A 26,896-nucleotide genomic window follows, 5' to 3' on the forward strand; every position below is an offset into this window, starting at 1 on the left:
GCCGGCTGGAACGGTCCCCGCTAACGGAGTCCCTGTTCGCGAAGCTAATCTGCCCCAGGCCCGACCTTCGGTCGATTTTCATAGAAGCCATCCTTGCGGATGGTATTTTCAGCGCTTACGCTGACGGACAGTATGACAATTGTGAAAACGGTGTAGAAAAGTAGGACGGACAATGCTAGAATTTTAACGTTAGGCTTTTACGCTTTGTTGACATGGTTGGAATGAGGTGAGCGGATAGATGCGTGATCGACAACCCTTTGTGACCTACTTTTTCTTACTCGCCTGCGTCGCGATTTTCGCAGTTGAGACCGTGATGGGTGGGTCAACCAGCACCGCCGTCCTGGTACGGATGGGTGCACGCTTTGCGCCGCTCGTGACCTTTGGTCAGTGGTGGCGGCTGTTCACCGCGATGTTCTTACACATTGGGATTGTTCACTTAGCTGTGAACATGCTGACGCTGTGGTTTATCGGGCGAATGACCGAAGAGATTTTTGGCCACTGGCGCTTTGCTGTCATCTTTATTGTGAGTGGCATCGTTGGGAACTACGCCGGGCTACTCTTTGCAAGTCGCAACGTGGTGGCCGCCGGGGCTTCGACCGCATTATTTGGGCTACTGGGCGCGTTCCTCATGATTGGGGACAATTTCCGGCATAATCCGGCAATCTCCGCGATGACCAAGCAGTTCCTGCTCTTAATTGGGATTAACCTACTGTTTGACATCACCCAAAGTGGCATTGATATTGCCGGCCACATTGGTGGGCTCATTGGTGGTTTTCTGATTGCTGGTGTCCTCGGGGCACCGCAAATCGGCCGAATTGCGCCGGTTAAACGCGTTATCATGGGCGTTGTTCTCGTGGTGGCGCCGGTACTGCTGTATTTTCTTGATGGAGGCGTCGGGTTGTAATGAATAATTTCAACGACATTCTCGAACTTTTGAAGAAGTACGGCACCTACATTCATCTCGGTGAACGCCTATACGACATGGAGCTTGCGGCCATTGAGATCGACCGGCTGCACGAGGCTGGTTTGATTGATAATGCCGTTTACGCGCGCGCTAAAATCGTTCTGAACCATGAACACGAGAAAGAGCTCAAGCACCCCCTGAAATTAACTAAGTGGAGGAAAGAATAGTAATGACTGATAAGAAGCTGATTGGTGTTGACCTCGGTGGCACAACTTGTAAGTTTGCCATCATGACCGCTGAAGGTGAAATTCAGCAGCGTTGGAGTATTGACACCAACATTCTTGATGAAGGTAGCCACATCGTACCTGACATCATCGCAAGCATTAACGAGCACCTTGCGCTTTACAACATGAAACCAGAAGATTTTGCTGGTATCGGCATGGGGACTCCTGGTTCTGTTGACATCAAGGCCGGTACCGTTACTGGCGCGTTCAACTTGAACTGGAAGAGCACGCAGTACGTTAAGCGCGACATCGAAAAGGGCACCGGCATCAACTTCACCGTTGATAACGATGCTAACTGCGCTGCCATGGGCGAACGCTGGCAGGGTGCCGGCGACAATGCCGATGACGTGATTGTCATTCCGCTGGGTACTGGTATCGGTGGCGGGATCATCGCCAACGGCACACTGCTGCACGGTGTTGCCGGCTCAGCTGGTGAAATCGGCCACGTGGTCGTTGATCCTAACGGTTTCCTGTGCACCTGCGGGAACCACGGCTGCCTTGAAACCGTTGCGAGCGCAACTGGTGTTGTCCGTGTTGCCCGCCAGATGGCTGAAGAATACGCTGGCGACTCACAGTTGAAGCAGACACTGGACGATGGGGACGAAATTTCTTCCAAGCTCGTTTTCGACATGGCTAAGGACGGCGATCAGCTGGCTCTGGCTGTCGTTGACCGCGTGGCTTACTACCTTGGTTTTGCTTTGGCAAACCTGGGCAACACGCTCAACCCGAAGTACCTCGTTATCGGTGGCGGTGTGAGTGCCGCCGGCGACTTCCTGCTGACACGGGTGCAGAAGTACTTCAAGAAGTACACGTTCGAAAACGTGCGCAACACAACCAGCGTTCGTTTGGCAACCCTTGGTAACACTGCCGGTGTTATCGGTGCGGCGAGCCTCGCACGCGAAGCATAATTCTGGGGAGGAATAACATTGTTTGCAGCTAGCACGAGTAATTTTTTGACGATTGTCTGGGTTGTCATTGCGGCAATCCTGATCATTTGGGGCGGTAGTTGGCTTTACCGTTACTACATGACCAAGCGCTACAAGTCCGTTGGGGGTGAAATCGACCCTGAACAGTTCGAAACCACGATGCGCAAGGCGCAGGTCGTTGACCTGCGTGAAGCCACCGATTTCGACAAGGGGCACATTCTGGGTGCCCGCAACGTACCTTACACCCAGTTCAAGGAACGTGTCGGCGGCTTGCGCAAAGACATGCCTGTTTACATTTATGATGCAACGGGCGCACTCTCACTGCGGGCTGCAGGTAAGTTGAAGAAGCTGGGCTTCGACAAAATCTACTGGCTGAAGAACGGTTTTGACAACTGGTCTGGTAAGACCAAGTCCCGTCATTAGACAGTACAAAAAGAACCTCGCGGCTAGCCGCGAGGTTCTTTTATGTTTAGAATTGAATTAGCCTTGGTGTGCGGCAAGGGACTTGCGAATTGCCTTGCGCCGGTTATCGTTAATCTGCTCAGCCTTTTCTTCAACTGGGTCAATGTAAGCCTTCTTAAAGGTGACAACGCTAGCAGCAACGGCGGCAATGGTAGCAAGTGAGCCGAGGAAGAACCCGGCGGTAAACTTGTTTTTCATAGAGCTCCCTCCATTCAGGTGTGTTCTTTTTATTTGTATACTTGTATTGTAATACACACGTGAACAGAAAACGAGCAAAATGACGCCGTTTTCATTAAAAGTTTGTAAGTCAATTCACAACGACTGTGGTCTGCTGGTGACAGAACAATCGGTGTTTGTGGAAAGGAAATTAGCATGGGGAATGACAAAATGGCAAAAGTGTTGATGATTGGCGGACCCACGGCAGTTGGGAAAACCGCACTAGCGGTGCACTTGGCGCAAAAGTTTAACGCGGTGGTCATTAATGCGGATGCCTTTCAGGTTTATCGCGGGATGGATATTGGCACCGCCAAACCTACTGCAACCGAACAAAAGGCGGCGCCACACCGCCTGATTGATATTCTGGATCCGGATGCGCAATTCTCCGTAGCCGAGTTCATGACACTCGCAACACGCGAAATTGCGCAGGCACATGCCCAGGGTCGACTGCCGTTGTTGGTTGGCGGAACCGGTTTTTACCTCAACGCACTACGGTTAGGTTTGCCCCTGGGTGTTGCCGGTCAAACACCCGCGCGGGCACGCTGGCAGGATTTTGGTGATGCCCACGGCGCAGCGGCGTTGCATGCGGAACTAGAACGCCGCGATCCGGCAGCAGCAAAAGCGATCCCTGCAGGCAACAGTCGGCGCGTTATCCGCGCATTGGAAGTAATCGAGAACACGGGCGGTTTGTTTTCTGAGCAAGAACCACCAGAGCCGCAATTTGATTGCCTGATTATTGGCCTGAGCACTGACCGGCAGCTGCTCTATGAACGCATTAACGAGCGGGTGGACGCCATGATGTCGGCCGGTCTACTAGATGAAGTGCGCCGCATTTACGCGCAGGTTGGACCTGGTGCACAGTCGCTAGCGGCGATTGGTTACAAGGAATTCATCCCGTATTTGCAGGGCAAGCAGACGCTGGCAGACGCTGTCGAACTCGTCAAACGCAACTCGCGCCGCTATGCCAAACGGCAACTCACGTATTTTCACAACCAGATGCCCGCAAACTGGTTTGATTTGGTCCAGGCACCGCAGTCGCTCGCGCAGGTTGATCAACTCGTTGCCCAGTTTGCCGGTGAGTAGTGCTTCTCGCTAGCGACCGCCGTTCTGGATTCACCGTTGCAGTCAATTTGGTCTACGTTTAACTTACCAGTGAAAAGACGAACGATAAATGTCGTTTTTTTGGAAAAGTTTTTGAATTTCGTGTCAGCTTTGCTGACAAAGACGGTTGAAGTGCCTCTGGGTGCCTGCTATACTAGGCACATGCTGAAGGAGGGATGGTCATGGAAGACGATTATATTTTGCGTCGCCGGGCCGTTTTGCCGATTGGTACAGTGATGGAACTCACCACTTTGACCGCGCGTCAGATTCGCTACTACGAGCAGCAGGGTCTGGTGCACCCGCAACGGAATGCCGGCAACCACCGGATGTACTCGCTAAACGACGTGGATTCACTGCTTCGGGTCGTGAAGGACCGGGAAGCGGGGATGAGTTTGGCGGACATCAAACGCGTTCGCAGTCGGCGGGAGCACCGTAGCCGCGAGTCCGATACTGATGCCCGCAAAGTGCTGCAGAACGAACTGCTTAACCAGTCGCCTTTTGCACCGCATAATGACCGTCCGTTTGGCCAGGGTTTTTAACTGGGCGGTTTGTTGGTAGTTACTAGTCAGGAAGAGGAGAATAAAGTAAATGGCACGCAAACAGTTTACGGCTGATGAAATTCGTAAGAGTGTAGAGGAAGAGAACGTTCGCTTCCTGCGGTTGATGTTCACCGACATTAACGGCGTCATTAAAAACGTTGAGGTGCCAGTATCCCAACTTGAGAAAGTGCTGAACAACAAGGTTACGATGGACGGATCCAGTATCGATGGTTTCGTACGCATCGAAGAAAGTGACATGTTGCTCTACCCTGATTTGTCCACTTACCTGATCTTCCCGTGGGGAAATGACCACGGCAAGGTTGCACGGCTTATTTGCTCCGTGCACACGGTTAACGGCGATCCCTTTGCCGGCGATCCCCGGAACAACCTCATTCGCATCCTCAAGGAAATGCAGGAAGACGGTTTTACCAGCTTCAACATTGGACCGGAACCAGAGTTCTTCCTCTTCAAGATGGACGAAAATGGTCAGCCAACCATCAAGTTGAACGATAAAGGTTCCTACTTTGATCTGGCGCCACTGGACATGGGTGAAAACTGCCGCCGGGACATTGTTCTGGAGCTGGAAAAGATGGGTTTTGAAGTTGAAGCTTCCCACCATGAAGTCGCACCTGGCCAACACGAAATCGACTTCAAGTATGCCAATGCCCTCGAGGCAGCCGACAACATCCAGACGTTCAAGCTGGTTGTCAAAACGGTTGCGCGCAAGCATGGCCTGTACGCTACCTTCATGCCGAAACCTCTTCACGGCATTAACGGTAGCGGGATGCACATCAACATGTCCTTGTTCCACAAGAACGGCAACGCCTTCTTCGACCCAGAGGGTGAAGAACAGTTGTCTGCCGATGCAATGCACTTCCTGGCCGGTCTCTTGGACCACGCCCGTGCACTGACCGCCATCAACAACCCAATTGTGAACTCTTACAAGCGGCTGGTTCCGGGCTTTGAAGCCCCTGTTTACATCGCTTGGTCTGGTCACAACCGCTCCCCACTCATCCGTGTGCCAAGCGCCCGCGGTCTGTCTACCCGTTTGGAACTGCGGAGTGTTGACCCAGCGGCTAACCCATATTTGGCGATTGCCGCAATTCTGGAAGCCGGCTTGGACGGCCTCGAGCAGAAGCTCGAACCTGAAGAAGCGGTTGACCGCAACATCTACCGGATGGCACCTACCGAACGGAAGGCCAACCACATTCAGGACCTGCCGAGCACCTTGCACAATGCCCTGAAGGCGCTGGATGGCGACGAAGTCATTCAGGCTGCACTGGGTGACCACCTCTTCCACAGCTTCATGGACTCTAAGAGCATGGAATGGGCGGCATACCGCCAGCAGGTTAGTGAATGGGAACGTGAACAGTACTTGGAATTGTACTAATTACGTACGCGAGTGTGCCGTAATGCGATTAGCTCCTGAGCACTAACTTAAGAAAGGCCGTATTCCCTGAATTTGGGAGTACGGCCTTTCTTGGGTTAGGCGCAGGGAGCTGCGTTGCGGGACAGGTTGGTAGGCCGGTTCCTCACCATAACTCGGATTGGTCAGGAACCGGCCGGCATCGTTGCGCGCTGGTAGCATCGCAGTGGATCAATTTTTTGTCTAAAATGTTGCGAAATTATTGTGAAACACACTGACCGCCTAGTTTTGCGAGCGAGCATGGTATACTGTTAGTAATTCTTTTCCGAGAGAGGTACGTCATGGGACGATACGGACGGCGGGCGTTCCCGCGCCACCCAATTATAAACTTTCTGCTGACGGCTGTGATTGCCGTTGCCATCATCCTTGCCGCATACGGCTTCCGGATGTACGGTGATACGCGCAATGCTATTGACAACACGTTTCAGCAAATCGCTGGGCGGCGCAACGCCAGCGCCAAAATTAAGAACAACCAGCCTTTAACCTTCCTCCTGCTGGGAACCGACACTGGGGCCCTCGGGCGCAAGCAAAAAGGGAATTCTGACACGATGATTCTGGTCACGGTGAACCCCGAGACTAAGAAGAGCACGATGATTAGTATTCCGCGTGACACCTTGGCGAACATCCAAGATGGCAGCACGCGGAATTTGCAGAAGGTCAATTCCGCATACTTCCGCGGCGGGAACTCAATGGCGGTCAAAACCGTTGAGGACTTGCTCAACGTGTCGATTGACTACTACGTTACCGTCAACATGGGCGGCCTGTCCAAAATTGTGGACGCGGTCGGCGGGGTCGACGTGACGGTGCCGTTCTCCTGGAACGACACGGCACACGACGCTGGTATTTTCAAGAAGGGACCAGCGCACTTGAACGGGAAGCGGGCGCTGCAGTTTGCCCGCATGCGCAAGCTTGATCCTGAAGGGGATTACGGCCGGCAAAAACGGCAGCAGATGGTCATCAAGGCTGTCATGAAGAAGGTCTTATCGACATCTTCTGTGACGAACTACCAGTCGCTACTCAAGTCGCTGAAGGGTAACCTGCAGATGAACTTGACCTTCGATGACCTCGTGGCCATGGGCAGTAGCAACAAGTATCGCGCGGCGCTGGGTAACCTGAAGCGGGACACGCTGAAGGGGACCGGGGCGACGATTGATGGGGGTAGCTACCAGGTTGCCTCGACAACCGAGCTGCAGCGGGTGAGTGACCTGATTCACACCTCACTTGGTGAAAGCACCGTCACCGTCGATAACGCCGTCACCCGCGAAAATGCCAGCAACGTCAATTTTGATTGGAAGTCTGGATGGAACCCGACGTACTACATTTATTAAGAAACCAAAATGCGTGTGTTCACTATCAGGGAATGCACGCTTTTTTTGTGGACCAAAAGGGATTCAGCACGCACACTAGATTAATTGCGCTACCGAATCATTTGATCGACAGAGAAAGAACACGGGCTGAACTTTTTGTACTTTCAGGCTTGACATCCCCGTAAAAGGGTATATGATGATAGACATATTAAATGCAGATAAATATAATTAAGTTGTGATTAGAAACGCACGTTGCTTTAGGTGCAAAGAGAGTCCCGTTGATGAGAAGGGATCACCGCCCAATGTGCCCACGTCTATGAACTTGTTCGCTGAATTGAGTAGGTGAGCACGCAGGAATTGCGTTACCATAGCTACCTTGCAGCAATCGCCGTCTGGCCGCTGCTGCATGGCAGTGTGAGGTCGGCATCGTGAGGTGACGACAAACAGAGGTGGAACCGCGATGAGTGAATCGCCCTCGATGAGTCTATTGACTTGTCGAGGGCGATTTTTTTGTCGCCGTGTTCGTGAAGGAGAGAAAGTCATGTCCAAACGTAATTTGCCAATCGGAACCCGTGATGAATTCGGGGAACTCGCCTTAAAAAAAGTGCAGCTGACTAGCCGCTTGCAGCAACGCTTCATCGCGTCGGGCTTTGCACCCATCAAGACGCCGGTGCTCGAATACCGCGATGTATTTGATGCCATGGCACCGACCGTGGAGAATGCGTATCAATTCCTCGAGGAATCTGGCGAGTCCTTGATACTGCGGCCGGATTTGACGTTGCCGGTTGCACGGGTCATGAGCACGACAGGCATCACGCCTCCAACCAAGTGGTGTTACGTCGGCGACGTCTTCCGCATTAAGAAGCGGCACTCCGTTGGTTATTACCAAATCACCCAGGCGGGCATTGAAATCATCGGCTACCAGAGCCAAAAGGCCGAAAGAGAATGTCTCCTGCTTGCCGCCGAGCTGTGCCGAGACTTGGGTATTGACGATGTGACCTTGGAATTATCCGACGCCGGCTTCGTGGACACCATCCTGGCTGAACTGCCCGCCGTGGCCCGCGAACCCTTGAAACAGGCATTATTCAACAAGAATCTGACGGCGTACGCGGCGCAACTTGCGCGTATCCCGCAGAACCCGCTCACTGAGTTCTTGCAGGAATGGCCATGGTTGTTTGGGGATGCGGCGGCCGTACTGGCGAAATTGCCAGACTTACCCGCAATTCAGCGGACAGCCGGTTTGCTCCGGCAGACCATTAGTTTCTTGCAAAGAAACGCGCCGGAGCTCAATTTGACCGTCGACTTGTCCAGCCAAACGCCGCAGCCATATTACACCGGTTTGGCCTTCCGCGCTTACGCTAAACAGTCGGCCGATTACCTGTTCTCTGGCGGCCGTTATGACCGCTTGCTCTCTAGCTTTCAGCAAACGTTGCAGCCAGCGGTGGGTTTCTCCTTCGACGTTGATGCCCTGAGTCGGAGCTTAGCAGATCAGCCGCAACAGGCGCCGACACTGATTTACTTTAATGACCAGCAGTGGACAGATGCCCAAGCATTGGTGCAGGCAACGCCCAATGCCAGTCTGTGTCTGGTTGACACGCTCCGTGAGGCCCAAATGCAGGCGCAAAGCCACGGGGCAAGCTTAATTAACCTAACCCAGGAGGTAGCACCATGACAATCAATATTGCCCTCACCAAGGGCCGCACCGAGAAAATGGTGTTGCCGCTGCTGAAACAAGCGGGACTAGACATTGCGCCGATTCAAGATAAGGGCCGGCGCCTGATTTTCAACGACGACCCCAATTACCACGTGATTCTGGCCAAGGGTCCCGACGTGTTGACCTATCTCAACGGTGGTGCCATGGATGTCGGCATCGTGGGGTCCGACATTCTGGTCGAACAGCGCAATCCGCAGTACGACATGTTGGATTTGCAAACGGGGCAGTGCCGCTTTGTTCTGGCCTCCACCGCGGATTTTGATCCGGGAATTGCCCGCCGCAAAATTATTGCCACAAAGTATCCCCAGATTACGCAAGATTACTTCAACACCATCGGCGAAGATGTGGAGATTATCAAGATTGAAGGCTCGGTCGAGCTGGCCCCGCTGGTCGGCCTCGCTGATGCCATTGTCGATATCGTGGAAACCGGCGAAACGCTGCGCGATAACCAGCTGCAGGTCTACGCAGAGCTCATGCCCGTCTCCACGCACTTAGTCGTGAACAAACTGACCCTCAAGCAAAAACGCGCCGAGATTCAGCAGTTACTTTTCAACTTACAAGAAGCCATTCAGGAGGCCGCCTTATGAAAATTCTTACTGGAAATTTTGCCCAGCTCCAAGCACAAGTCGCAACGCGTCAGCAACAAGCTGCCAGTCGACCTGAGGTAGAGGCCGCTGTGGCTGATATTATTCAAACGGTGCGCATCCAGGGCGACGCCGCTTTGAAGGCTTACTCAGAGCAGTTTGACAAAACGAAAGTTGCCACTTTCCGGGTGAGTGACGCCACCATTGAGGCCGCGTATGCAGCCTGCAGTCCGGAGTTGCTTACCGCCTTGGAACTGGCCAAGCGCAACATCACCAGTTACCACAAACAAGAGGTCACGGGCGGCTTCATCGACGCTGAGCAGGCGGGCGTGATTCGCGGGCAAAAAGTAACGCCACTGGCCGCGGTTGGCCTGTACGTACCGGGCGGGACCGCCGCTTATCCATCCACCATCATGATGGCCGCAATTCCCGCCAAAATCGCTGGGGTCAAGAATATCGTGATAGTGACACCGCCGCAGCCGGGGGGGATTAACCCCGCGGTGCTTGCCGCGGCCAAGCTCGCTGGTGTGGACGCCGTGTATCAAGTTGGCGGCGCGCAGGCGATTGCCGCGCTGGCCTTTGGTACTGAAAGCATTCCGCGCGTTGACAAAATTATGGGGCCGGGGAACATCTTCGTTGCGACCGCCAAGAAGCAAGTGTTCGGGCAAGTGGCCATCGACATGATTGCTGGACCTTCCGAGATTGGCGTTATCGCAGACGAAAAGGCTAATCCCCGCCACGTCGCTGCAGACCTCTTGTCCCAGGCTGAACACGATCGTCTGGCGCGGCCGATGTTGGTCACACCGAGTTTGACCCTCGCCAAGGCAGTCAGCGCTGAGATTGACCGCCAGCTGCTGACTTTGCCGAGGCAAGAGATTGCGCGTGCGTCCGTCGATGGCGAAGGGTTCATCGCTATTACCGCCAACCTTGATCAAGCCTTTGATTTGATGAATCGCATTGCCCCTGAACACTTGGAAGTGCAGGTCGACGAACCCATCACCTATCTCAATCGCATTCAGAATGCTGGCTCGGTGTTCCTCGGTCGCACGGCGTCGGAACCCTTAGGGGATTACGTTGCGGGGCCGAACCACATTTTGCCAACTGCAGGCACTGCCCGCTTCTTCTCACCACTGGGCGTGCAGGATTTCGTCAAGCGCATTCAGTTCGTGCAGTACACCGAAGCCGCACTGGCTAAAGAAGCTAGCGCCGTGACCACTTTGGCCCGCACCGAAGGCTTGGAAGCCCACGCGCGCGCCATTGAAAGCCGTTTTGAAGCAGACCAGCAGGATTAATGAGGAGGCCATTATGCGCACAGCTGAGATTACCCGCAACACGCAAGAAACTAAAATTTCCGTTGCTTTGAACTTGGATGATTATTCAAAAATCGAAATTGATACCGGCATCGGCTTTTTCGACCACATGCTGAACGCTTTTGCGAAACACGGTCGTTTTGGGCTGGTGGTGAAGGCTGATGGTGACCTGGACGTGGATCCGCACCACACCACTGAAGACGTGGGGATTGTTATTGGTGAGTGCTTCAAGCAAGCGCTTGGCGACAAGTCCGGAATTGAGCGTTTTGGGACGGCCTTTGTGCCCCTCGATGAAACCCTGAGTCGGGTGGTGGTCGACTTATCCGGCCGCGCTTACTTGGTGTTTGAAGGGGAGTTCGCTAACCCCAAGCTCGGCGGCTATGACACGGAAGTCACTCAGGACTTTTTCCAGGCGCTTGCCTTTGCCGGCGAGTTTAACCTGCACGCGAGCGTGCTCTATGGCCGCAATACGCACCACAAAATTGAAACGTTGTTCAAGGCCTTAGGGCGCGCGTTGCGTCAAGCTGTTGACCTGAATCCCAACGTGTTGGGTATTCCGTCCACCAAAGGGGTGATTTGATGCTCGCCATTATTGATTACGACACCGGCAATGTGCGCAACGTGCAGAAGGCTTTGAACTATTTGGACATTGAGAACTGTCTGACGGCAGATCCGGCTGTGATTGCGCGTGCTGATGGTTTAATTTTGCCGGGCGTTGGCGCCTTTACCAAGGCGATGCAAGCGCTGGCTGAACGTAACTTAGTGCAAGTGTTGCAAAAGCAGGCACAAATTGGTCAACCCATGCTTGGTATTTGTTTGGGCATGCAGTTACTCTTTGACCGTTCGCAAGAGTTTGGCGACAGCAAAGGTTTGGGCTTGCTGCCGGGAGCGGTGGTTGCCATCCCGGCCAAACCAGGTTTAAAGGTTCCGCACATGGGCTGGGACCAAAACTGCGGCCGCCCCAGCAATCGCTTCGGCCGCGTGTTTGACGGTGAGGCAACTTACTTCGTGCACTCGTACTACGTGCAAACTGCAGCCAAGAACATTGTGGCAACTTGTGATTACGGCGTCAGCATCCCCAGCATTGTGCAACAAAGCAACGTGGTGGGGATGCAGTTTCACCCCGAAAAAAGCGGAGCTGTTGGCTTAGCCGGGCTGACCGCGTTTAAGGAGATGGTTAATGATGTTGCTTTTTCCCGCAATTGACCTGATTGCCGGTCGCTCGGTGCGGCTGTATCAGGGGAACTACGCACAAGCCACACCCATTGCCGCCGATCCGGTAGCGCAAGCACAGCGCTTCGAACAGGCGGGGCTAACCCACTTGCACTTGGTGGATCTCGATGGGGCTAAGGCCGGCAGGCCGCAAAACTGGGCAACTATTAAGCAAATTCGGGCAGCAACCAAGTTGTTCATTGAAGTTGGTGGCGGCATTCGCGACCTGGCCACCATTCACGACTACTTGGCCGCCGGTATTGACCGGGTGATTTTGGGTTCCGTTGCGCTGAAAGACCCGGCTTTGACTAAAACGGCACTACAGCAATTCGGTCCGGACAAGATTGTGATCGGTATCGACGCTTACCGCGACCGGGTCACAACTGAAGGTTGGCTTGAAGAGTCTGCGGTCTCCTGCGCCCAGCTGGTGACCGCCATGCAAAAAGCCGGCGCGCAAACTTTCATTGTTACCGACATTGAACGGGACGGCACCTTAAGTGGCCCGAACGTCGCGATGCTCGCGGCGCTGCACCAGCAGTTTCCAGCGCTTGCGTTTGTTGCTTCCGGCGGCATGCGGCGCGTCCAGGACCTGAGGGACTTGCGGACTGCTGGTATTGACATCGCCATTGTCGGCAAGGCGCTGGCTGCCGGTGGTATCTCCCTAGAAGAGCTCAAAACACTGGAGGGTTAATATGATTACCAAACGGATTATTCCCTGTTTAGATGTCGATGACGGCCGGGTCAAAAAAGGCGTTAATTTCGTGAATTTAACCGATGTCGGTGATCCAACCGCAATCGCTGCCGCCTACGAGCAGCAAGGCGCGGATGAATTGGTGCTACTCGACATCACCGCTACCGTTAATCACCGTCATGCGATGGTCAGTACCATTGAGTCGGTGGCCAGTCAGGTGTTCATGCCGCTGACAGTTGGTGGTGGCATTCACACCGTTGCGGACATGCAGGAACTGCTGAAGGCAGGGGCCGACAAGGTCTCGCTCAACTCCGCTGCGGTGCGCCAACCGGAATTGATTACGGCGGGGGCAGAGAAGTTTGGCCGCCAGTGCATGGTCGTCGCCATCGATGTACGCATGAATCCCGCAACCCAGCGCCCCGAAGTCGTGATTGACGGCGGGCGCACGGCGGTTGGCTTGGATGCTGTTGAGTGGGCCCAGCAGGCGGTGGCCTTGGGTGCGGGTGAACTACTCGTGACGTCGATGGACAAGGACGGGACAAAGAGTGGCTTTGACCTCGCCCTTTACCAAGAGCTTACGGCCGCAGTGAATGTTCCCATCATCGCCTCGGGTGGTGCTGGGAGCATTGAGGATTTCACCACGTTGTTCACGCAAACCACGGTTGATGCCGGTTTAGCGGCGTCGGTCTTTCATTTTGGTGAGTTGACCATCCCCGAAGTGAAAGCACAGCTCAAGGAAAGCGGGGTGTTAGTGCGATGATGACGTTGGATTTTGCCAAGGGTGATGGTCTGGTGACCGCCGTGGTGCAGGACGCGCGCACTGCCCAAGTGCTGATGGTGGCCTACCTGAACGCTGAAGCGTGGGGGCAAACGCTGGCCACCGGCGAAACGTGGTTTTGGTCGCGCTCGCGGCAAGAGCTCTGGCACAAGGGCGCCACTTCTGGTAACACGCAGCGGGTGCAAAGCATCGCCGTGGATTGTGATCAGGACTGCGTTTTGCTGCGGGTGCTACCGGCCGGACCAGCTTGTCACACCGGCCACACTAGCTGCTTTTACCGCGATGAGAAAGGAGCGTTGCTTAATGGCAACACAATCAATTCGTGAATTAGAGGCCGTGATTGCGCAGCGCAAAGCCAATCCGCAGCCCGGGTCGTACACTGACTATTTGTTTAGCAAGGGGCTCGACAAAATTTTGAAAAAAACCGGTGAGGAGGCCACGGAAGTGATTGTGGCGGCCAAGAACGAGGCGGATGCCGATTTGATTCTGGAAATCGCGGACCTGACATACAACGTGCTCGTGCTTATGGCCGCGCGGGGGATTTCAGTGACCCAAATTGAAGAGGAGCTCGCCAGTCGCATTGGCCCCAGCGACGCGGCCAAACTGCAAGAACGGCGGCCAATCAAAAAACTATAGGAGTTTGCCATGCTGAAAAAAACAATTGCGCAACTAGATCCTTACGTGCCCGAGACGCCTTTAGCCGATCTAGAGGCACAAACTGGCGTCACCAAAATCACGCGCTTGTCTGCCAACGAAAATCCCTTCGGCACTTCGCCGGCGGTGCAAGCCGCTATTCAGGGCTTTGATTTTAGTAGTACACGTTTGTACCCGGATGGGGATGCAAACGCGCTGCGCCAAGCGGTGGCGGAGCAGCTCGGCGTTGACCCGCAGCAGTTGCTTTTTGGCTGCGGGCTAGATGAAGTCATTGAGCTGACCGCGCGTACTTTTCTAGAACCGGGGGATGAAGTGGTGGAACCCTGGCCGACCTTCAGTGAGTACAAATTACACTGTCAAATTGAGGGGGCGCAGGTGATTGATGTGCCCCTTGCCGCCGATGGCAGCTTTGATGCGGCGGGTCTTGCCACTGCAGTCACGCCGCGCACCAAGTTGATGTGGTTGTGCAACCCTAATAACCCCACGGGCACCTACACCCCGCTCGCGGAGATGCGGCAGTTGTTGCGGCAGATTCCGGAATCCGTGCTGGTGCTAATTGACGAAGCCTACATGGAATTTGTCACCCAAGAAAATGGCTCGGCGGTGCAACTACTGCGTGAATTTTCGAACATTGTGGTGATGCGCACTTTTTCGAAGATTTACGGTTTGGCGGCAATGCGGGTGGGGTATGCGGTCATTCCCAAGAACCTTATTTCTGCGATGCAGGCAGTGCGTTTGCCTTATAACCTCAACAGCATTTCCCAAGTAGCGGCACTGGCAGCGCTGAACGATACCGCTTTTGTCGCGCAAATGCGGCAACGCGTAGCAACCGCCCGCACGCAGTTCGCGGGCTTCCTTGATGCCCAGCAGATGACATACTGCCGCAGTCAGGCCAACTTTATCTTCTTCTCGGCTCCGCGCGCAGCGGACTTGCACCAGTATTTGCTCATGCACGGCTACTTACTACGCAAAGGTTTGCGGCCGGGATGGCTGCGCCTGACGTTGGGGAGCGAGGCGGATAACGCGGCGATTCAAAATCTGATTAAGGCGTTTTACCAGTCTGCACGATAATGACCACTGTCTGGTCGAGGCAGTTGATGGCAAAAAAGACCCCCGCACCAGAATTTGTCGTCCAAATTCCGGTGCGGGGGTCTTGTGCTAATAATTGGCTTACTGCTTGCGGATTGGCAATGTTAAGGTACTACCTGCCAAATTAATGGTGAAGTGGGTTTGCACGTCTGGCCGGATGGTCTGGGCCATGTCCGCGCCGTGCAGAATCAGCGCAAGGTGGCGACCTGCTGGCAAGTGGTAACGTGTCGGCTGGAAGTCCATTTCAAGTGTTAACTCTTCGCCGTGCGCCGGCGCAACACTGACGGCATCGCTGACTGGGTTCTGTGTGTTGCGGTGCGCAAAAGTCATGAGTTTTGCGGCCGAAACTTTCTCCGTTGGCTGGAACTCCAGAATGTTGTCATACTGCCAGTCGCAGCCTTGCGGGTAAGCTTTGGGACCGACAATTGTGGCGTTCGGCTTGAAGCGCTTGGCGGCGCCCAGATCGACCAAACGGGCCGAGACAATGGCGCTCGGCTGGTCAATGCTCAGTTTCAGCTGCAGGTGTGCAGTGCCTTCCATGATGAGGTCGGCTGGGAGTGCGCCGAAGTCCAGCACCAGGCGTGAATCTGCGTAAATTGAGTCCGGTTGAATGATTTTGTATTCAAAACCATTGCTGTTGTCACCGGCCTTGGTGAACGCCGCCTTGGCTTGATCCGTGAAGCTGGCCGTGCCGCTTCCGAGTGGGCGACTGGATTTTTCAATGCCTGCACCCGTACCGAAGTCGGCCTGAGTCACCCAAGTTTCCGCCTGCACGTTGTCTTGAATTGTTACGTCTGGCAGTTGGCCAGCCGCATCGTTATCGATGCCGAGGAGCTTATTGGTGAGCCACAGGTTCATCTGGTCGGTGAAATCCAGTGACCGCACGTTGTTGAGGTAAACGTGTTGGCCCTGGTGCAAGTAGAGTTTGTGCTGCACTGGGTAGTGTGCCAGTGCTTCGTGGAGCTTAATCACGTTGCGGGGCTTAACGTTCCAGTCATTGAGCCCGTGGACGGAAACGATGCCACACTTGACACCCGCAAGCAGCTTGCGGTAGTTACGCGCGTCCCAAAAGGCGGTATAATCGCCGTACTTGCGGTCTTGCAGTCGTTCCAAGTCTTTCAGGCGCTGCTGCCAAGCGGCCCCGGCCTGCGCGTTTTCGCCGGCGTTCTTCAGCCGTGAGTAGGTATCGACTGCCAGCACATCCGCATCCTCGCCTTGGAAGCCGCCTGGTGCTACCACCAGGCCGCCTTCGCGGTAGTAATCGTACCAGCTGGAGATGGCCGATTCGGAAATGATCGTCTTTAGTGCGGGTGTGCCGCTCGTTGCCGCTGCAATGGCTAGGGTGCCCAGGTAGGACTTCCCGGTCATCGCCACGCTGCCGTTGCACCACCAAGCTTCAATGGCAGTGTGGCCACTACGGGTGGTGAAGGCGCGCCGCCTGCCGCCCAACCATTCAATGATGGCAACAGCGCTCGCCGTCTCGTCGGGACCACCCGTGCTGCGCAAGCCGTCGGAATTTTTGGTGCCGACACCAGCAGAGTAGACGGTCGCAAAACCGCGGGCGAGGAAGTAATCGTTCAGTGAGTAAATGCCCTGTTCATCGGCATAGACGCTGGCTTCCGTTGCGGTGGCCTGCACTTCACGCTGCGGCAAGTCGACAGGGGCGGTTGCCGTGGCGGCAGGCTGTGTCTGCGCGGGTTTGACAGCCAGGTCCGGTTCCGGTTCATGCGTCACGGCCGTAACGTCGTTGGTTCCGTGGAAGTAGGGGTTGGCAGTAAAGAGCGCCGGCACCTTGAGGCCAGTTTCGGTTTCGGCTGGTCGGAAAATGCTAGCTTCAAGCATGTCGCGCTTGCCGTCACCATCGGTGTCTAAATCGGACTCAATCCAAACGCATTCACGAATAATTTTACGTGTGTCAAAAGTGGGCAGAACCTTCCCGTTGAAAATCTTGAATGCACCCAGTTGATTCTGGAAATAACCGCGTTCGGCCAGGGCATCAATGAAGGTGACCAGATTCTTACTGCGCGTATTGAGTAGCAAGTAGAACGCAGCACAGAATTCGTCCTGACTGTTAATATCAGCGACAACCATCGGCAGGGTGGTCTTAGTCATGTACGCACAGGCGCTACCAAACTGAAAGTCGATGCCCGCCTCAAAACCTAAGTATTGGAGTGCCACCGTGTAGAATTGTTCGCGGGTCATCGCGCCCGGCTTAGCTTGCACAAACTGCAGTAAGCTTGTGTGGTCGTCCACAGCACGGGTAGCCAGAGCGTCGTCCTGAGCGTTAGTGGTGCGCGCTTGCGGCTCGCAGGCGGCAAAGCTCGCCCGAATTAATGCTGCCAGGGAATCCGCATGGACAGGGAAACCGATACTACTGAGCTCGGCTTGCTGATTGGCCCGGTCTGGCGACAGGCGGGCATATTGGTGTAACTGCATATGAATTCACTCTTTTCATTTTCTAATTAATGATTCATGAATAGTTTAGGATAGTTAATGTTGCCCCACAAGTGGCTGGGTGAAATAATTCACCGTCAATCGCGTGGTCATGTCAGCATAAGTCGACGATTATTGACAAAATGCGCGCAAATTGGCTACACTATTAGCTGGTTTGCGATAGTAGCTCAGTTGGATAGAGCAATGGTCTTCTAAACCATCGGTCGCGGGTTCGACCCCCGCCTGTCGCATTAAACAACTCCAGATGACTCTGAACGCCGGCTTGCCGGTGTTTTTTATGCTGATGTGCTATTAAACATACACGCTTGACAAAAGTAAGCAAAACCAATAGACTACGGTGTAAGCAGGTCATAGTAGTGCCTTTCAGGGAGCGCGGTCGCCGATTGCAAGCCGCGCAGTGTGCACGAATCCAAGCCGGCAGATTAACTACAATTAGATAATGATTTTGTAAAAGTGTGAAGCGCTGCTTCGAACGAGAATGGTACCGCCCTGTGGGGTGTCTCGGTTGAAGCGGCGCTTTTTTTGTATTTGAAAGGACATGGCAATGACTGAACGTAATTTGAATGTGCAGCGCGTGGTTGTAAAGGTGGGCACGAGCAGTCTGATATATCCAACCGGCAAGGCGAATCTAGTGGCCATCGACCGCTTGGCGTACGCGCTGGCGGCGCTCAAAAATAAGGGTTATGAAGTCATTCTGGTGTCCTCAGGGGCAATTGGCGTGGGGCTGGACGTCCTGCACCTGCAGCAGCGGCCGGAATCAATTGCGGATCAACAGGCGATTGCCGCAATCGGTCAGGCGGAATTGATTCAGCTATACCACCAGCGCTTTGACGATTACGGGGCACGCATCGGTCAGCTCTTGCTCACGCATGATGTTTTTGAATTTAAGAGTAGCCGGCAGCACGTGCTGGACACCTTTGATTCACTGCTGGCGCACGGCATTATCCCGGTTGTTAATGAAAACGACTCGGTCGCCGTCGATGAACTGGATCACCGCACGACTTTTGGCGACAACGATCAGCTGTCAGCGGTTGTGGCGACCCGGGTCGGGGCGCAACTACTTGTGGTGCTGTCGGACATCGATGGTCTCTACGACTGTGACCCGCACAAACATGCGCAGGCCAAGTTGCTGACGCGCGTAGATAACCTCACCGATGCCATTATGGAAGGTGCCACGGGCAGTTCGACCCGTTTTGGGACGGGCGGCATGGTGACGAAGCTGCGTGCTGCTGCGCGGATGATGGCGCACGGGGACCAAATGGTGCTCGCTAATGGGAGTGACCCGCGAATTCTGCTGCAAATACTGGCTGGTGATGAAGTCGGCACCTGGTTCCGGGGACAAAAGAACGTGGAGGTAAATGCAAATGCTTAAAATTGAAGCAAACAATTTGGATCAAATGGGCGCGGCTGCTAAGGAAGCGGCCTACGAACTTGCACTGCTCAGCACGGATGATAAGAACGCTGCATTACTAGCAATGGCGTCCGCCCTGGATGACGCGCACGCAGAGATTCTGGCTGCTAACGCTGCCGACCTTGATGGCGCACAAGTGCAGGCGAAGTTCATTGACCGCTTACGTCTGACCCCGGAACGGATTAACGACATGGCCAATGGGTTGCGGCAGGTTGCCGGGTTGGCCGACCCAACTGCCGTCATTGACCGCGGCTGGCAAAATGCAGCCGGACTAGAAATTTTGCGCCGCCGAGTACCGCTTGGCGTTGTCGGCATCATCTATGAAGCCCGGCCGAACGTGACGGTGGATGCAGCCGCGCTGACGCTGAAGAGTGGGAATGCCGTCATTCTGCGTGGTGGCCGTGAGGCGTTGCACAGTAACGCCGCGATTGCGAACGTTTTGCGGGCAAGTATGCAAGCCAGTGGGGTGAACCCGAATGCGGTGCAACTCATTACGGATCCGAGTCATGAACTCGCGGACCGTTTCATGCACCTGACGGCCTACCTGGACGTTCTGATTCCGCGTGGAGGTGCCGGGCTCATCCAAGCAGTAGTCAAGAACGCCTCGGTTCCTGTTATCGAAACTGGTGCCGGCAATTGCCACATCTACGTTGACAGTGCGGCACAGCTGCAAATGGCTCAAGACATCGTCGTGAATGCCAAGGTGCAGCGGCCATCCGTCTGCAACTCTGCGGAAAAGTTGCTCATTCACGAGGATGTTGCGGCGGATTATCTGCCTGTCATTGCCGATGCACTGCGCGCCCACGGCGTTGAACTGCGCGGGGATGCCGCAGCCTGTGCCATTGTTCCGGACATGATTCCGGCTACAACGACCGATTGGGATACCGAATACAATGACCTGATCATGGCCGTGAAGGTTGTGGGCAGCGTGGATGAAGCGATTGCGCATATCAATGCGCATAACACCAAGCACTCCGAGGCGATCATCACCGACGACTATGCCCGCGCCCAGCGCTTCTTGCAGCGAGTAGATGCTGCCTGTGTTTACGTGAACGCGTCCACACGCTTCACGGACGGGGTCGAGTTCGGCTTCGGTGCGGAAATTGGCATTAGTACGCAGAAGTTGCACGCTCGCGGTCCGATGGGTCTTGAACAATTAACCACGATTAAGTACGAAATTATGGGAAACGGCCAAGTACGCGGCTAAAAACAAAATTAATTGCGTTTTTGCACCTAAAGCTAGTCCGAGTGTTATAATTTGATTAGCAGGTGAATGCAGAATTGGTACTTCTCATCTGCGCGTGTCGACTGCCTTTGCGGTTGATTCATGGAAGTCATGACTATGTTTGATTAGTGATGTTGACCAGCACAGTGTGCTGGGACCTGGCATTTGGGAAGTTTTTGAGTGCTGTAGTGGGGGATGCGCAGGCGTAGCTTTTGTGCTACGCTGTAAGTCCTTGGCAGGGGCACGCGGGTGCTTAGCACCCGCAGCACACAAAAACGGCCACCTTTTGAAGGTGACCGTTTTTGTGTGGAAGTGCACCGATGCGAATTGTTACTTTATCACGGCCAGTTATGCGTGGTGACCACGATGTTGGGAGCGGAAGTAGTTCTTTAGCGCGTACAGGCCACTAACGACCAGCACCATCCAAATAATCAGGAGCAGACTGAAGACGCCCAGACCGAAGAATTTTGCCGCAACAATGGCGATAACCAGGCCCACTAAACCGGCTGCAATTAAGTTTAAGGGACTCTTTAGCCGGGCAATCAGTACTGTCAGCAGAATTGCCACTAATATGTAGATAATAATATCGATTAACATTTGAGCACCTCCATGAGCGCAGTATAAACGATGAAATGCCAAGCGGCAAGTGGACATTTAGCCCAATCGCTTGGTATAATTTTTCAGACATAGTTTAGGTGGTGAACCAATATGGTGGAAAAAGCAGATCGTCAACCAGATTCGCGTATTCGGAAAACCCGCATGCGGTTACGGCGTGCGTATTTCGAGATGCTGGGCGAAGATGAAAAGGTAAGTGTTGCCGCTTTGGCAAACACCGCGGGCGTGACTCGGGGGACCTTTTATCAACATTATAACGACAAAGAGGAGTTCGAACATGCGGTTTTGGAAGATACCGTGGCGGACTTTATGGGTACGGCGGTGTACAGACGGTACGGCACGGAGGCGCCAGAGCGCATGAACCTGCACGTCGCGCTTGAAGAAATCAGTCGTCCGGAGAATGGCTTTGCCATTTTGTTCAGTCGAGACGCTGATGATAAGTTCTCGACCATGCTGGCAATGCGTATTGCTGCGGCCATTCGCGCGTTTGCGCGTGAGTCGCCTGTGGTTCATGCTAAGACCGAGTTCGCAGACGAGGATTTAGTACGCATGGTGGCACTCATTATGGTCTTAATCTGGCGGCACTGGTTGCTTGATGATCGCAAACGCAGTGCGGAGTACACGGAAGAAATGACTCGGCAAGTGACTGCCGCCGCAGCGCTTGGTCAAGTCGATGTGAAGGGCTTCTACTATTAGTTCAGTTGTGGTCGCAGAGTGTAATTCTGAAATGCGACTCTCGGTAGTGGTGCAAAATGTAAAGCGACTCCTACCTGCAGTGCGTGCACTGCAAGCGGGGGTCATTTATGTTCTGGCTGCATCTGACTAGTGAGCGCCAATAAACCGCCGCAACACCGCGATTTGACTGTCAAGTAGTTTTGATTTACATTAAATCACCGGAACTATGAAAAAAGACTTGTGTAAATGCGCAAGTATTGCTAAAATATCAACGTTGTATTTGTCACCCTGCGACTGCAACCGCACTGAGTTGGGTATCGAAGCTTAGCACCCATCCAGGCGAGTAATCAGGGAATCAGCCCATTGGGCACGTAGGAGGTGTACACATGTACGCAATTATCAAGACCGGCGGCAAGCAGTACAAGGCAGAGGTAGGTCAGGCTATCTACGTTGAAAAACTCGACGCAGAAGAAGGCGCAACCGTAACCTTTGATCAGGTTATCCTTGTCGGCGGCGACGAAACCAAGATTGGCACGCCCGTTGTTGAGGGTGCTTCCGTAAGCGGCAAGGTTGAAAAGCAAGGCCGTGAAAAGAAGGTTGTTACTTACAAGTACAAGCCTAAGAAGCACCAGCACCAGAAGAAGGGTCACCGTCAGCCATACACGAAAGTTACGATTGACGCTATCAACCTTTAATCAGCGGTTTACACCGCAACTATCCTAATCATGGAGGTGTACTACAATGGAAATGCAGACTCTTGAGTTCCTGTCCCACCATAAGGGGGGCGGTTCTACTTCTAACGGCCGTAACTCCGCAGGTCGGCGTCTTGGCAGCAAGCGCGCCGATGGCCAGTTCGTTAAGGCTGGTAACATCTTGTACCGTCAGCGCGGTACCAAGATTCACCCAGGCGAAAACGTTGGCCGCGGTAGCGACGACACGCTTTTCGCAACTGCAGACGGTATCGTTAAGTTCGAACGTCTCGGCCGCGATAAGAAGCAGGTTTCCGTTTACCCTGCTGAAGCTTAATCAAGCTGACGAAGCGCTCCGGGTTCCCGGGGCGCTTTTTCTATCAATAATTGTTCAATCTGGAGGCTTTTGCCATGGAAAGAATTGATCAACTGAAACAGACCCTTACAGCCAGTGACAATGATGCACTGCTCATTACCGATGCAACCAACGTTTCTTATCTGAGCGGGTTCACCGGCGATGAGAGTGCCATTTTGCTCACAAGCAAGGGTGCTTACTTCATCACTGACTCGCGTTACACCGAACAGGCGCAGCTGGAAGTGCACGGACTGCAGATTGTCTTGCACACCAGCAGCCTGCTGCAAAAGGCGGCGGAATTGGCCACTGCAGACGGTGCGCACGCGCTGGGTTTTGAAGCCGACACGATGACTTACGGCGACTTTACGCGCCTGCAAGCCGCGTTTGCTGGCAAACTGCAGGCCACTGCGGGTCTCGTTGAACAGCAGCGTGAAGTCAAAGATGCTGACGAAGTCGCACTCATTGAGCGCGCCATCGAAATTGCGCAAAAAGGTTATGAACACGTCCTCGCAACCATCAAGCCGGGGATGACCGAATTGGCGGTTGCGACCGACCTGGACTTTTACATGCGCAGCCTTGGTGCCTCAAGTACCTCTTTTGAGACCATCGTGGCATCGGGTGCCCGTTCAGCAATGCCCCATGGTGCTGCCACCGACCGCGTGATTGAAGATGGTGACATCATCACGCTCGACTGGGGCTGCATCTACCAGGGTTACATGTCCGATTTAACGCGGACTTTTGCCGTTGGCACGCCTGATCCAAAGCTGGATGAGGTGTACAAAATTGTGTACGCAGCTAACCGTGCGGTTGCCAAATTGATGGCACCAGGCGTTACTGGTCGTGAAATTCACGAGGCCGCGCACGCCGTCATCGACGGGGCTGGGTACAAGCAGTACTTTGGCCACGGCACGGGTCACGGAATTGGTCTGGGCATTCACGAAGGCCCTGGTGCTTGGGGTCGGTACATGAACCAAAAGCAGGTTCCTGGGAACGTCGAAACCGACGAACCAGGCATTTACCTGCCCGAAATTGGCGGGGTGCGGATTGAGGATGACCTCCTCATCACACCAGACGGTTGCCGTCAGCTCACGATGAGCGCACCGCCAGAACTGTTGCACGTTAATAACTAGTTTGACCTGCTAGCCACGGTACGGCTGACGCCGGGCGGTGGTTTGGAACCCGCCGTTTGCGCCGCTGACAATGACTCATGCCTTTTGCCAGCGGCCGCTTGCCGGTCAAACTAGTCCGTGATATCTTGCAAGGGCAGGCATGCCTTGCTATCATGGATAGAGAATAATATCTTGGAGGAATCTCATGATTTCAGTAAACGACTTTAAGAATGGTCTGACCATCGAGGTTGATAACGACCTGTGGCGGATTGTTGAATTCCAGCACGTTAAGCCAGGTAAGGGTAGCGCCTTTGTACGCTCAACCCTGAAGAACCTGCGGACCGGCGCTGTGCAGGAAAAGACCTTCCGCTCCACCGAAAAGGTTGAAAAGGCCCAGATTGACACCAAGTCAATGCAGTACCTTTACGCCGATGGTGACAGTTACAACTTCATGGACAACGAGACGTACGAACAGCTGGCACTTTCTGCAGCCCAGCTTGAAGACGCACTCAAGTACCTGAAGGAAAACATGGTTGTGCAGATTATGATGCACGGCAATGAAACCCTCGGGGTTGAACTGCCTAAGACCGTTGACCTTGAAGTTACCGACACTGAACCTGGGATTCGTGGTAACACCTCTTCAGGTGGCTCCAAGCCTGCAACGATGGAAACGGGCCTGGTTGTGCAGGTTCCATTCTTCATCAACAAGGGTGACATGCTGACCATCAACACAACTGATGGTTCATACATCTCACGCGCTTAATTGCTGCGTAGTTCCACAATGACTGGAGGTCATGAAATGGCTGAGAATTCAAACATCATTTTGACAGGACGCGAAGGTGCAACCGGGACGATTGAAATCGTCCCGGAAGTGCTCGAGGTTATCCTGGGTATTGCCGCAGTGAACGTCGATGGCGTTTACCAGATGCGGGGTACCTTGGCATCAAGTATCAACGCACTGTTTGGGCGCGTTAACCGGGGGAAGGGTGTCGACCTGACCGTTGACGGTGACCGCCTGTCCGCAGATGTGTACGTCTACCTGAATTATGGTGTGTCCGTGCCGAAGGTGGCACTGGCAATGCAGGAAACTCTGCGTGAACAACTCCTCTACATGACCGACTTGGAACTTGCCGAGGTGAACGTCCACGTCGTTGGGGTCGTTCCTGAAAAGACAGAGAAAATTGACACAGCGGACCTATTTGAAGATACCGAGGATGACGAATAATGCTTAACCGCCACGAAATACGCGAAGCGGCCTTTAAGGCACTCTTTGCAATTGATTCCGATCCAGCAGTGGACCGTGATTTGACCTATGCAGCCGTTTTGCCTGAGGATGAAACCATCCCTGGCTACATGTTGCAGCTGGTCGATGGGGTCAGCGCCAAAACTGCTGAACTGGACGAGAAGATTGCGGGCCGCCTCAAGAAGGGCTGGACACTGGGTCGTCTTTCCAAGACTGACCTCATTATTCTGCGCCTAGGACTTTACGAAATCCTCTATGAAGATGATTTGCCAAGCAAGGCAGCCGTTAACGAGGCCGTCGAGATTGCCAAGACCTTCGCCGACGAGAAGTCCGCTAAGTTCATCAACGGGGTGTTGGCTTACTTTGTGAACGCCGAAACCGCCGCAAAGCAAGACTAGTTGACGCGCGTGGCGCAATTTTGCGTCAACGTGTTCCCCAACATTTGACAAGCCCGGCCGGAATCTGAACAGTGAGATTCTGGTCGGGCTTGCTTTACATAGTGCAACTGACGCGATTTTGCGGAATCTATCATGAATTCGCTGAATGCTTGCGCGTTGCAGATAGAAAAGGATGATTGTATGGACCCAAGTTCTTACCTCACCGTGAGCGCACTCACCACCTATATTAGTCGCAAGTTTAGTCAGGACCCGTACATGCGTCGTGTGTACGTTGCGGGGGAAGTGTCTAACTTCCGCCAGCGTCCCGGCCACCAATACTTTTCATTGAAGGACGATAACGCCAAGATCAATGTGGCCATGTTCAAATCTGCCTTCGCCAAGGTGCAGTTCAAACTAGAAGAAGGCATGCGCGTACTTGCCGTGGGCCGAATTGGTGTTTATGCCCCCAGTGGTAATTACCAGATGACCATTGACCGCTTGGAGCCAGATGGCGTGGGCGCGCTCTACGCCGCTTTCCAGCAGCTCAATGAACGCCTGCAAAAAGAAGGTCTCTACAATGTCCACCAGCAGTGGCCGTTGCGGCAATTTCCGCAGCGCGTGGCTGTGGTCACAAGTCCCAGTGGTGCTGTCATCCACGATATCATGACGACGGTTCGCCGCCGCTACCCGCAACTGGAAATTGTCCTGTTTCCGGCGCAGGTACAGGGGGATACGGCAAGTGCGGATATTGTCCGGCAATTGCAAAATGTTGCCGCCATGCCGGGTTTTGACGCGGTGATTGTAGGCCGTGGTGGTGGCTCGATTGAGGATCTCTGGCCATTTAACACTGAGGAAGTTGCGCGCGCGATGGCCGCGATGCGGATTCCGGTCGTTTCTTCCGTGGGGCACGAAACAGACGTGACGATTGCGGATTACGTTGCGGACTACCGTGCTGCCACACCGACGGCGGCGGCCGAGTACGTCACACCAATTACGGCCGTGGACGCGCAAGCACGCGTGGCGCAGGACGGTGAGCGCTTGCTGCGCGCGCAGCAAGCATTTCTGGCGAACTTGCGGGCCCGCCTGGACCGCAGCCGAGCGAGCGTGATGCTGACGCAACCAGACCGTCTGTATGACGGTTACGTGCAGCGGGTGGACCAGTTGCGAATGCGACTGACCGCGACTTTGCCGCACCGAGTAGAACAGCTGCGCAGTCGCCTGAACTTGGCGACCAACAAACTGTTGCGTAGTGGCGTCGATCAGCGCATTAGCATGCAGCGTAGTCATGTTGCAGATGTGGAGCGGCGCTTGCTACGCGCGCAGGCACAATTGCTGGAACGCAAACGGGAGCAACTCACCCGTGCGAGCGCGGCTCTGGATCATCTCAGTCCGCTGAAGACGATGGGCCGAGGGTACGCGTACGTTAGTGATGACGACGGCCGAATTTTGCAAAAGACGGCGGATTACGCACTCGACACGCAGGTGACGATTCACACGACAGATGGCCGGGTGCACGCAACGGTGACCGCCAAGGAGGAAGACTAAA

31 protein-coding genes and 1 tRNA gene are annotated in these 26,896 nt (G+C 54.2%); 29 read left to right on the forward strand and 3 right to left on the reverse strand.

All coding sequences use genetic code 11. The annotated features are described in order from the left end of the window. The first annotated feature begins 238 nt into the window (after positions 1-238). From EKM97_RS06445 to EKM97_RS06460, 4 genes are all read left to right on the forward strand, one after another. Complete coding sequence (locus EKM97_RS06445) at positions 239-904, forward strand: rhomboid family intramembrane serine protease (protein WP_125571575.1); 666 nt, start codon at positions 239-241, stop codon at positions 902-904. Next, the gene (locus tag EKM97_RS06450) at positions 904-1,131 is read left to right on the forward strand and encodes a YqgQ family protein (protein WP_125571576.1); all 228 of its coding nucleotides are present in this window, start codon (positions 904-906) and stop codon (positions 1,129-1,131) included. The genes EKM97_RS06445 and EKM97_RS06450 overlap by 1 nt, the downstream gene beginning before the upstream one ends. Positions 1,132-1,133: 2 nt before the next feature. After that, complete coding sequence (locus tag EKM97_RS06455) at positions 1,134-2,096, forward strand: ROK family glucokinase (RefSeq protein WP_125571577.1); 963 nt, start codon at positions 1,134-1,136, stop codon at positions 2,094-2,096. 117 nt (positions 2,097-2,213) lie between these two features. Continuing rightward, a complete protein-coding gene (locus EKM97_RS06460; protein ID WP_125571617.1) occupies positions 2,214-2,537 on the forward strand; it encodes a rhodanese-like domain-containing protein in 324 nt (107 codons plus the stop codon). 57 nt (positions 2,538-2,594) lie between these two features. Here the strand turns inward: EKM97_RS06460 and EKM97_RS06465 are convergent, their stop codons facing one another. Further along, positions 2,595-2,774: a DUF3042 family protein gene (locus tag EKM97_RS06465; protein ID WP_125571578.1), complete on the reverse strand. Its 180-nt coding sequence runs from the start codon at positions 2,772-2,774 to the stop codon at positions 2,595-2,597. Positions 2,775-2,963: 189 nt separating this feature from the next. On the opposite strand from EKM97_RS06465, the gene miaA reads away from it, so the two are divergent. From miaA to hisC, 14 genes are all read left to right on the forward strand, one after another. Continuing rightward, entirely contained in the window at positions 2,964-3,875 is a 912-nt protein-coding gene (gene miaA, locus EKM97_RS06470) for a tRNA (adenosine(37)-N6)-dimethylallyltransferase MiaA (protein ID WP_125571579.1), read from the forward strand. 200 nt (positions 3,876-4,075) lie between these two features. Beyond that, positions 4,076-4,432 carry a MerR family transcriptional regulator gene (locus EKM97_RS06475; RefSeq protein WP_125571580.1) on the forward strand — a complete coding sequence of 119 codons (357 nt, stop codon included), beginning with the start codon at positions 4,076-4,078 and terminating at the stop codon, positions 4,430-4,432. Between the two features lie 49 nt (positions 4,433-4,481). Further along, positions 4,482-5,822, forward strand: a complete 1,341-nt coding sequence (glnA, locus tag EKM97_RS06480; protein WP_125571581.1) for a type I glutamate--ammonia ligase — start codon at positions 4,482-4,484, stop codon at positions 5,820-5,822. A 317-nt stretch (positions 5,823-6,139) separates the two neighbouring features. After that, positions 6,140-7,186 carry an LCP family protein gene (locus tag EKM97_RS06485; protein ID WP_125571582.1) on the forward strand — a complete coding sequence of 349 codons (1,047 nt, stop codon included), beginning with the start codon at positions 6,140-6,142 and terminating at the stop codon, positions 7,184-7,186. 520 nt (positions 7,187-7,706) lie between these two features. Further along, positions 7,707-8,837: an ATP phosphoribosyltransferase regulatory subunit gene (locus EKM97_RS06490; RefSeq protein WP_125571583.1), complete on the forward strand. Its 1,131-nt coding sequence runs from the start codon at positions 7,707-7,709 to the stop codon at positions 8,835-8,837. After that, positions 8,834-9,466 carry an ATP phosphoribosyltransferase gene (gene hisG / locus EKM97_RS06495; protein WP_125571584.1) on the forward strand — a complete coding sequence of 211 codons (633 nt, stop codon included), beginning with the start codon at positions 8,834-8,836 and terminating at the stop codon, positions 9,464-9,466. Before EKM97_RS06490 ends, hisG begins: the two co-directional genes overlap by 4 nt. Then, positions 9,463-10,755, forward strand: a complete 1,293-nt coding sequence (hisD, locus tag EKM97_RS06500; RefSeq protein ID WP_125571585.1) for a histidinol dehydrogenase — start codon at positions 9,463-9,465, stop codon at positions 10,753-10,755. Before hisG ends, hisD begins: the two co-directional genes overlap by 4 nt. Positions 10,756-10,768: 13 nt before the next feature. Continuing rightward, positions 10,769-11,353, forward strand: coding sequence for an imidazoleglycerol-phosphate dehydratase HisB (gene hisB, locus EKM97_RS06505; protein ID WP_125571586.1), 585 nt, complete (start codon positions 10,769-10,771; stop codon positions 11,351-11,353). Then, positions 11,353-11,979, forward strand: a complete 627-nt coding sequence (hisH, locus tag EKM97_RS06510) for an imidazole glycerol phosphate synthase subunit HisH (protein ID WP_125571587.1) — start codon at positions 11,353-11,355, stop codon at positions 11,977-11,979. The genes hisB and hisH overlap by 1 nt, the downstream gene beginning before the upstream one ends. Then, complete coding sequence (gene hisA / locus EKM97_RS06515; protein ID WP_125571618.1) at positions 11,957-12,676, forward strand: 1-(5-phosphoribosyl)-5-[(5-phosphoribosylamino)methylideneamino]imidazole-4-carboxamide isomerase; 720 nt, start codon at positions 11,957-11,959, stop codon at positions 12,674-12,676. Before hisH ends, hisA begins: the two co-directional genes overlap by 23 nt. Position 12,677: 1 nt before the next feature. After that, positions 12,678-13,436 (forward strand): imidazole glycerol phosphate synthase subunit HisF, encoded by a 759-nt coding sequence (gene hisF, locus EKM97_RS06520; RefSeq protein ID WP_125571588.1) that lies wholly within the window; start codon positions 12,678-12,680, stop codon positions 13,434-13,436. Next, complete coding sequence (gene hisI, locus EKM97_RS06525; RefSeq protein WP_125571589.1) at positions 13,433-13,780, forward strand: phosphoribosyl-AMP cyclohydrolase; 348 nt, start codon at positions 13,433-13,435, stop codon at positions 13,778-13,780. Before hisF ends, hisI begins: the two co-directional genes overlap by 4 nt. Beyond that, positions 13,758-14,090, forward strand: a complete 333-nt coding sequence (hisE, locus tag EKM97_RS06530) for a phosphoribosyl-ATP diphosphatase (protein ID WP_125571590.1) — start codon at positions 13,758-13,760, stop codon at positions 14,088-14,090. Before hisI ends, hisE begins: the two co-directional genes overlap by 23 nt. A 9-nt stretch (positions 14,091-14,099) precedes the next feature. Beyond that, complete coding sequence (gene hisC, locus EKM97_RS06535) at positions 14,100-15,179, forward strand: histidinol-phosphate transaminase (protein ID WP_125571591.1); 1,080 nt, start codon at positions 14,100-14,102, stop codon at positions 15,177-15,179. 99 nt (positions 15,180-15,278) lie between these two features. Here hisC and EKM97_RS06540 read toward each other — a convergent pair whose 3' ends face one another. Next, the gene (locus EKM97_RS06540) at positions 15,279-17,633 is read right to left on the reverse strand and encodes a Xaa-Pro dipeptidyl-peptidase (RefSeq protein ID WP_125571592.1); all 2,355 of its coding nucleotides are present in this window, start codon (positions 17,631-17,633) and stop codon (positions 15,279-15,281) included. A gap of 174 nt (positions 17,634-17,807) precedes the next feature. Here EKM97_RS06540 and EKM97_RS06545 point away from each other — a divergent pair. The 3 genes from EKM97_RS06545 to EKM97_RS06555 all read left to right on the forward strand — a co-directional run bounded on the left by EKM97_RS06545 (position 17,808) and on the right by EKM97_RS06555 (position 20,269). After that, positions 17,808-17,881, forward strand: a tRNA-Arg gene (locus EKM97_RS06545). A gap of 314 nt (positions 17,882-18,195) precedes the next feature. After that, positions 18,196-19,023, forward strand: coding sequence for a glutamate 5-kinase (gene proB, locus EKM97_RS06550; RefSeq protein WP_125571593.1), 828 nt, complete (start codon positions 18,196-18,198; stop codon positions 19,021-19,023). After that, positions 19,016-20,269, forward strand: a complete 1,254-nt coding sequence (locus tag EKM97_RS06555) for a glutamate-5-semialdehyde dehydrogenase (protein WP_125571594.1) — start codon at positions 19,016-19,018, stop codon at positions 20,267-20,269. Before proB ends, EKM97_RS06555 begins: the two co-directional genes overlap by 8 nt. 366 nt (positions 20,270-20,635) lie before the next feature. Here EKM97_RS06555 and EKM97_RS06560 read toward each other — a convergent pair whose 3' ends face one another. After that, on the reverse strand, positions 20,636-20,884 hold the full coding sequence (locus EKM97_RS06560) for a hypothetical protein (RefSeq protein WP_125571595.1): 249 nt from the start codon (positions 20,882-20,884) through the stop codon (positions 20,636-20,638). 111 nt (positions 20,885-20,995) lie between these two features. Here EKM97_RS06560 and EKM97_RS06565 point away from each other — a divergent pair, with 111 nt between their 5' ends. From EKM97_RS06565 to xseA, 8 genes are all read left to right on the forward strand, one after another. Next, the gene (locus tag EKM97_RS06565; protein ID WP_125571596.1) at positions 20,996-21,598 is read left to right on the forward strand and encodes a TetR/AcrR family transcriptional regulator; all 603 of its coding nucleotides are present in this window, start codon (positions 20,996-20,998) and stop codon (positions 21,596-21,598) included. Between the two features lie 365 nt (positions 21,599-21,963). Continuing rightward, positions 21,964-22,272, forward strand: a complete 309-nt coding sequence (rplU, locus tag EKM97_RS06570; protein ID WP_125571597.1) for a 50S ribosomal protein L21 — start codon at positions 21,964-21,966, stop codon at positions 22,270-22,272. 46 nt (positions 22,273-22,318) lie between these two features. Continuing rightward, the gene (rpmA, locus tag EKM97_RS06575) at positions 22,319-22,603 is read left to right on the forward strand and encodes a 50S ribosomal protein L27 (RefSeq protein WP_125571598.1); all 285 of its coding nucleotides are present in this window, start codon (positions 22,319-22,321) and stop codon (positions 22,601-22,603) included. A 74-nt stretch (positions 22,604-22,677) separates the two neighbouring features. Further along, on the forward strand, positions 22,678-23,751 hold the full coding sequence (locus tag EKM97_RS06580; protein ID WP_125571599.1) for a M24 family metallopeptidase: 1,074 nt from the start codon (positions 22,678-22,680) through the stop codon (positions 23,749-23,751). Between the two features lie 184 nt (positions 23,752-23,935). Beyond that, entirely contained in the window at positions 23,936-24,493 is a 558-nt protein-coding gene (efp, locus tag EKM97_RS06585; RefSeq protein WP_125571600.1) for an elongation factor P, read from the forward strand. A 36-nt stretch (positions 24,494-24,529) separates the two neighbouring features. Further along, entirely contained in the window at positions 24,530-24,955 is a 426-nt protein-coding gene (locus EKM97_RS06590) for an Asp23/Gls24 family envelope stress response protein (protein WP_125571601.1), read from the forward strand. Then, positions 24,955-25,371 (forward strand): transcription antitermination factor NusB, encoded by a 417-nt coding sequence (gene nusB / locus EKM97_RS06595; RefSeq protein WP_125571602.1) that lies wholly within the window; start codon positions 24,955-24,957, stop codon positions 25,369-25,371. Before EKM97_RS06590 ends, nusB begins: the two co-directional genes overlap by 1 nt. Positions 25,372-25,551: 180 nt before the next feature. Continuing rightward, positions 25,552-26,895, forward strand: coding sequence for an exodeoxyribonuclease VII large subunit (gene xseA / locus EKM97_RS06600; protein ID WP_125571603.1), 1,344 nt, complete (start codon positions 25,552-25,554; stop codon positions 26,893-26,895). Position 26,896 lies beyond the last annotated feature (1 nt).

Source organism: Lacticaseibacillus songhuajiangensis (assembly GCF_003946025.1).
Taxonomy (GTDB): Bacteria; Bacillota; Bacilli; order Lactobacillales; family Lactobacillaceae; genus Lacticaseibacillus; species Lacticaseibacillus songhuajiangensis.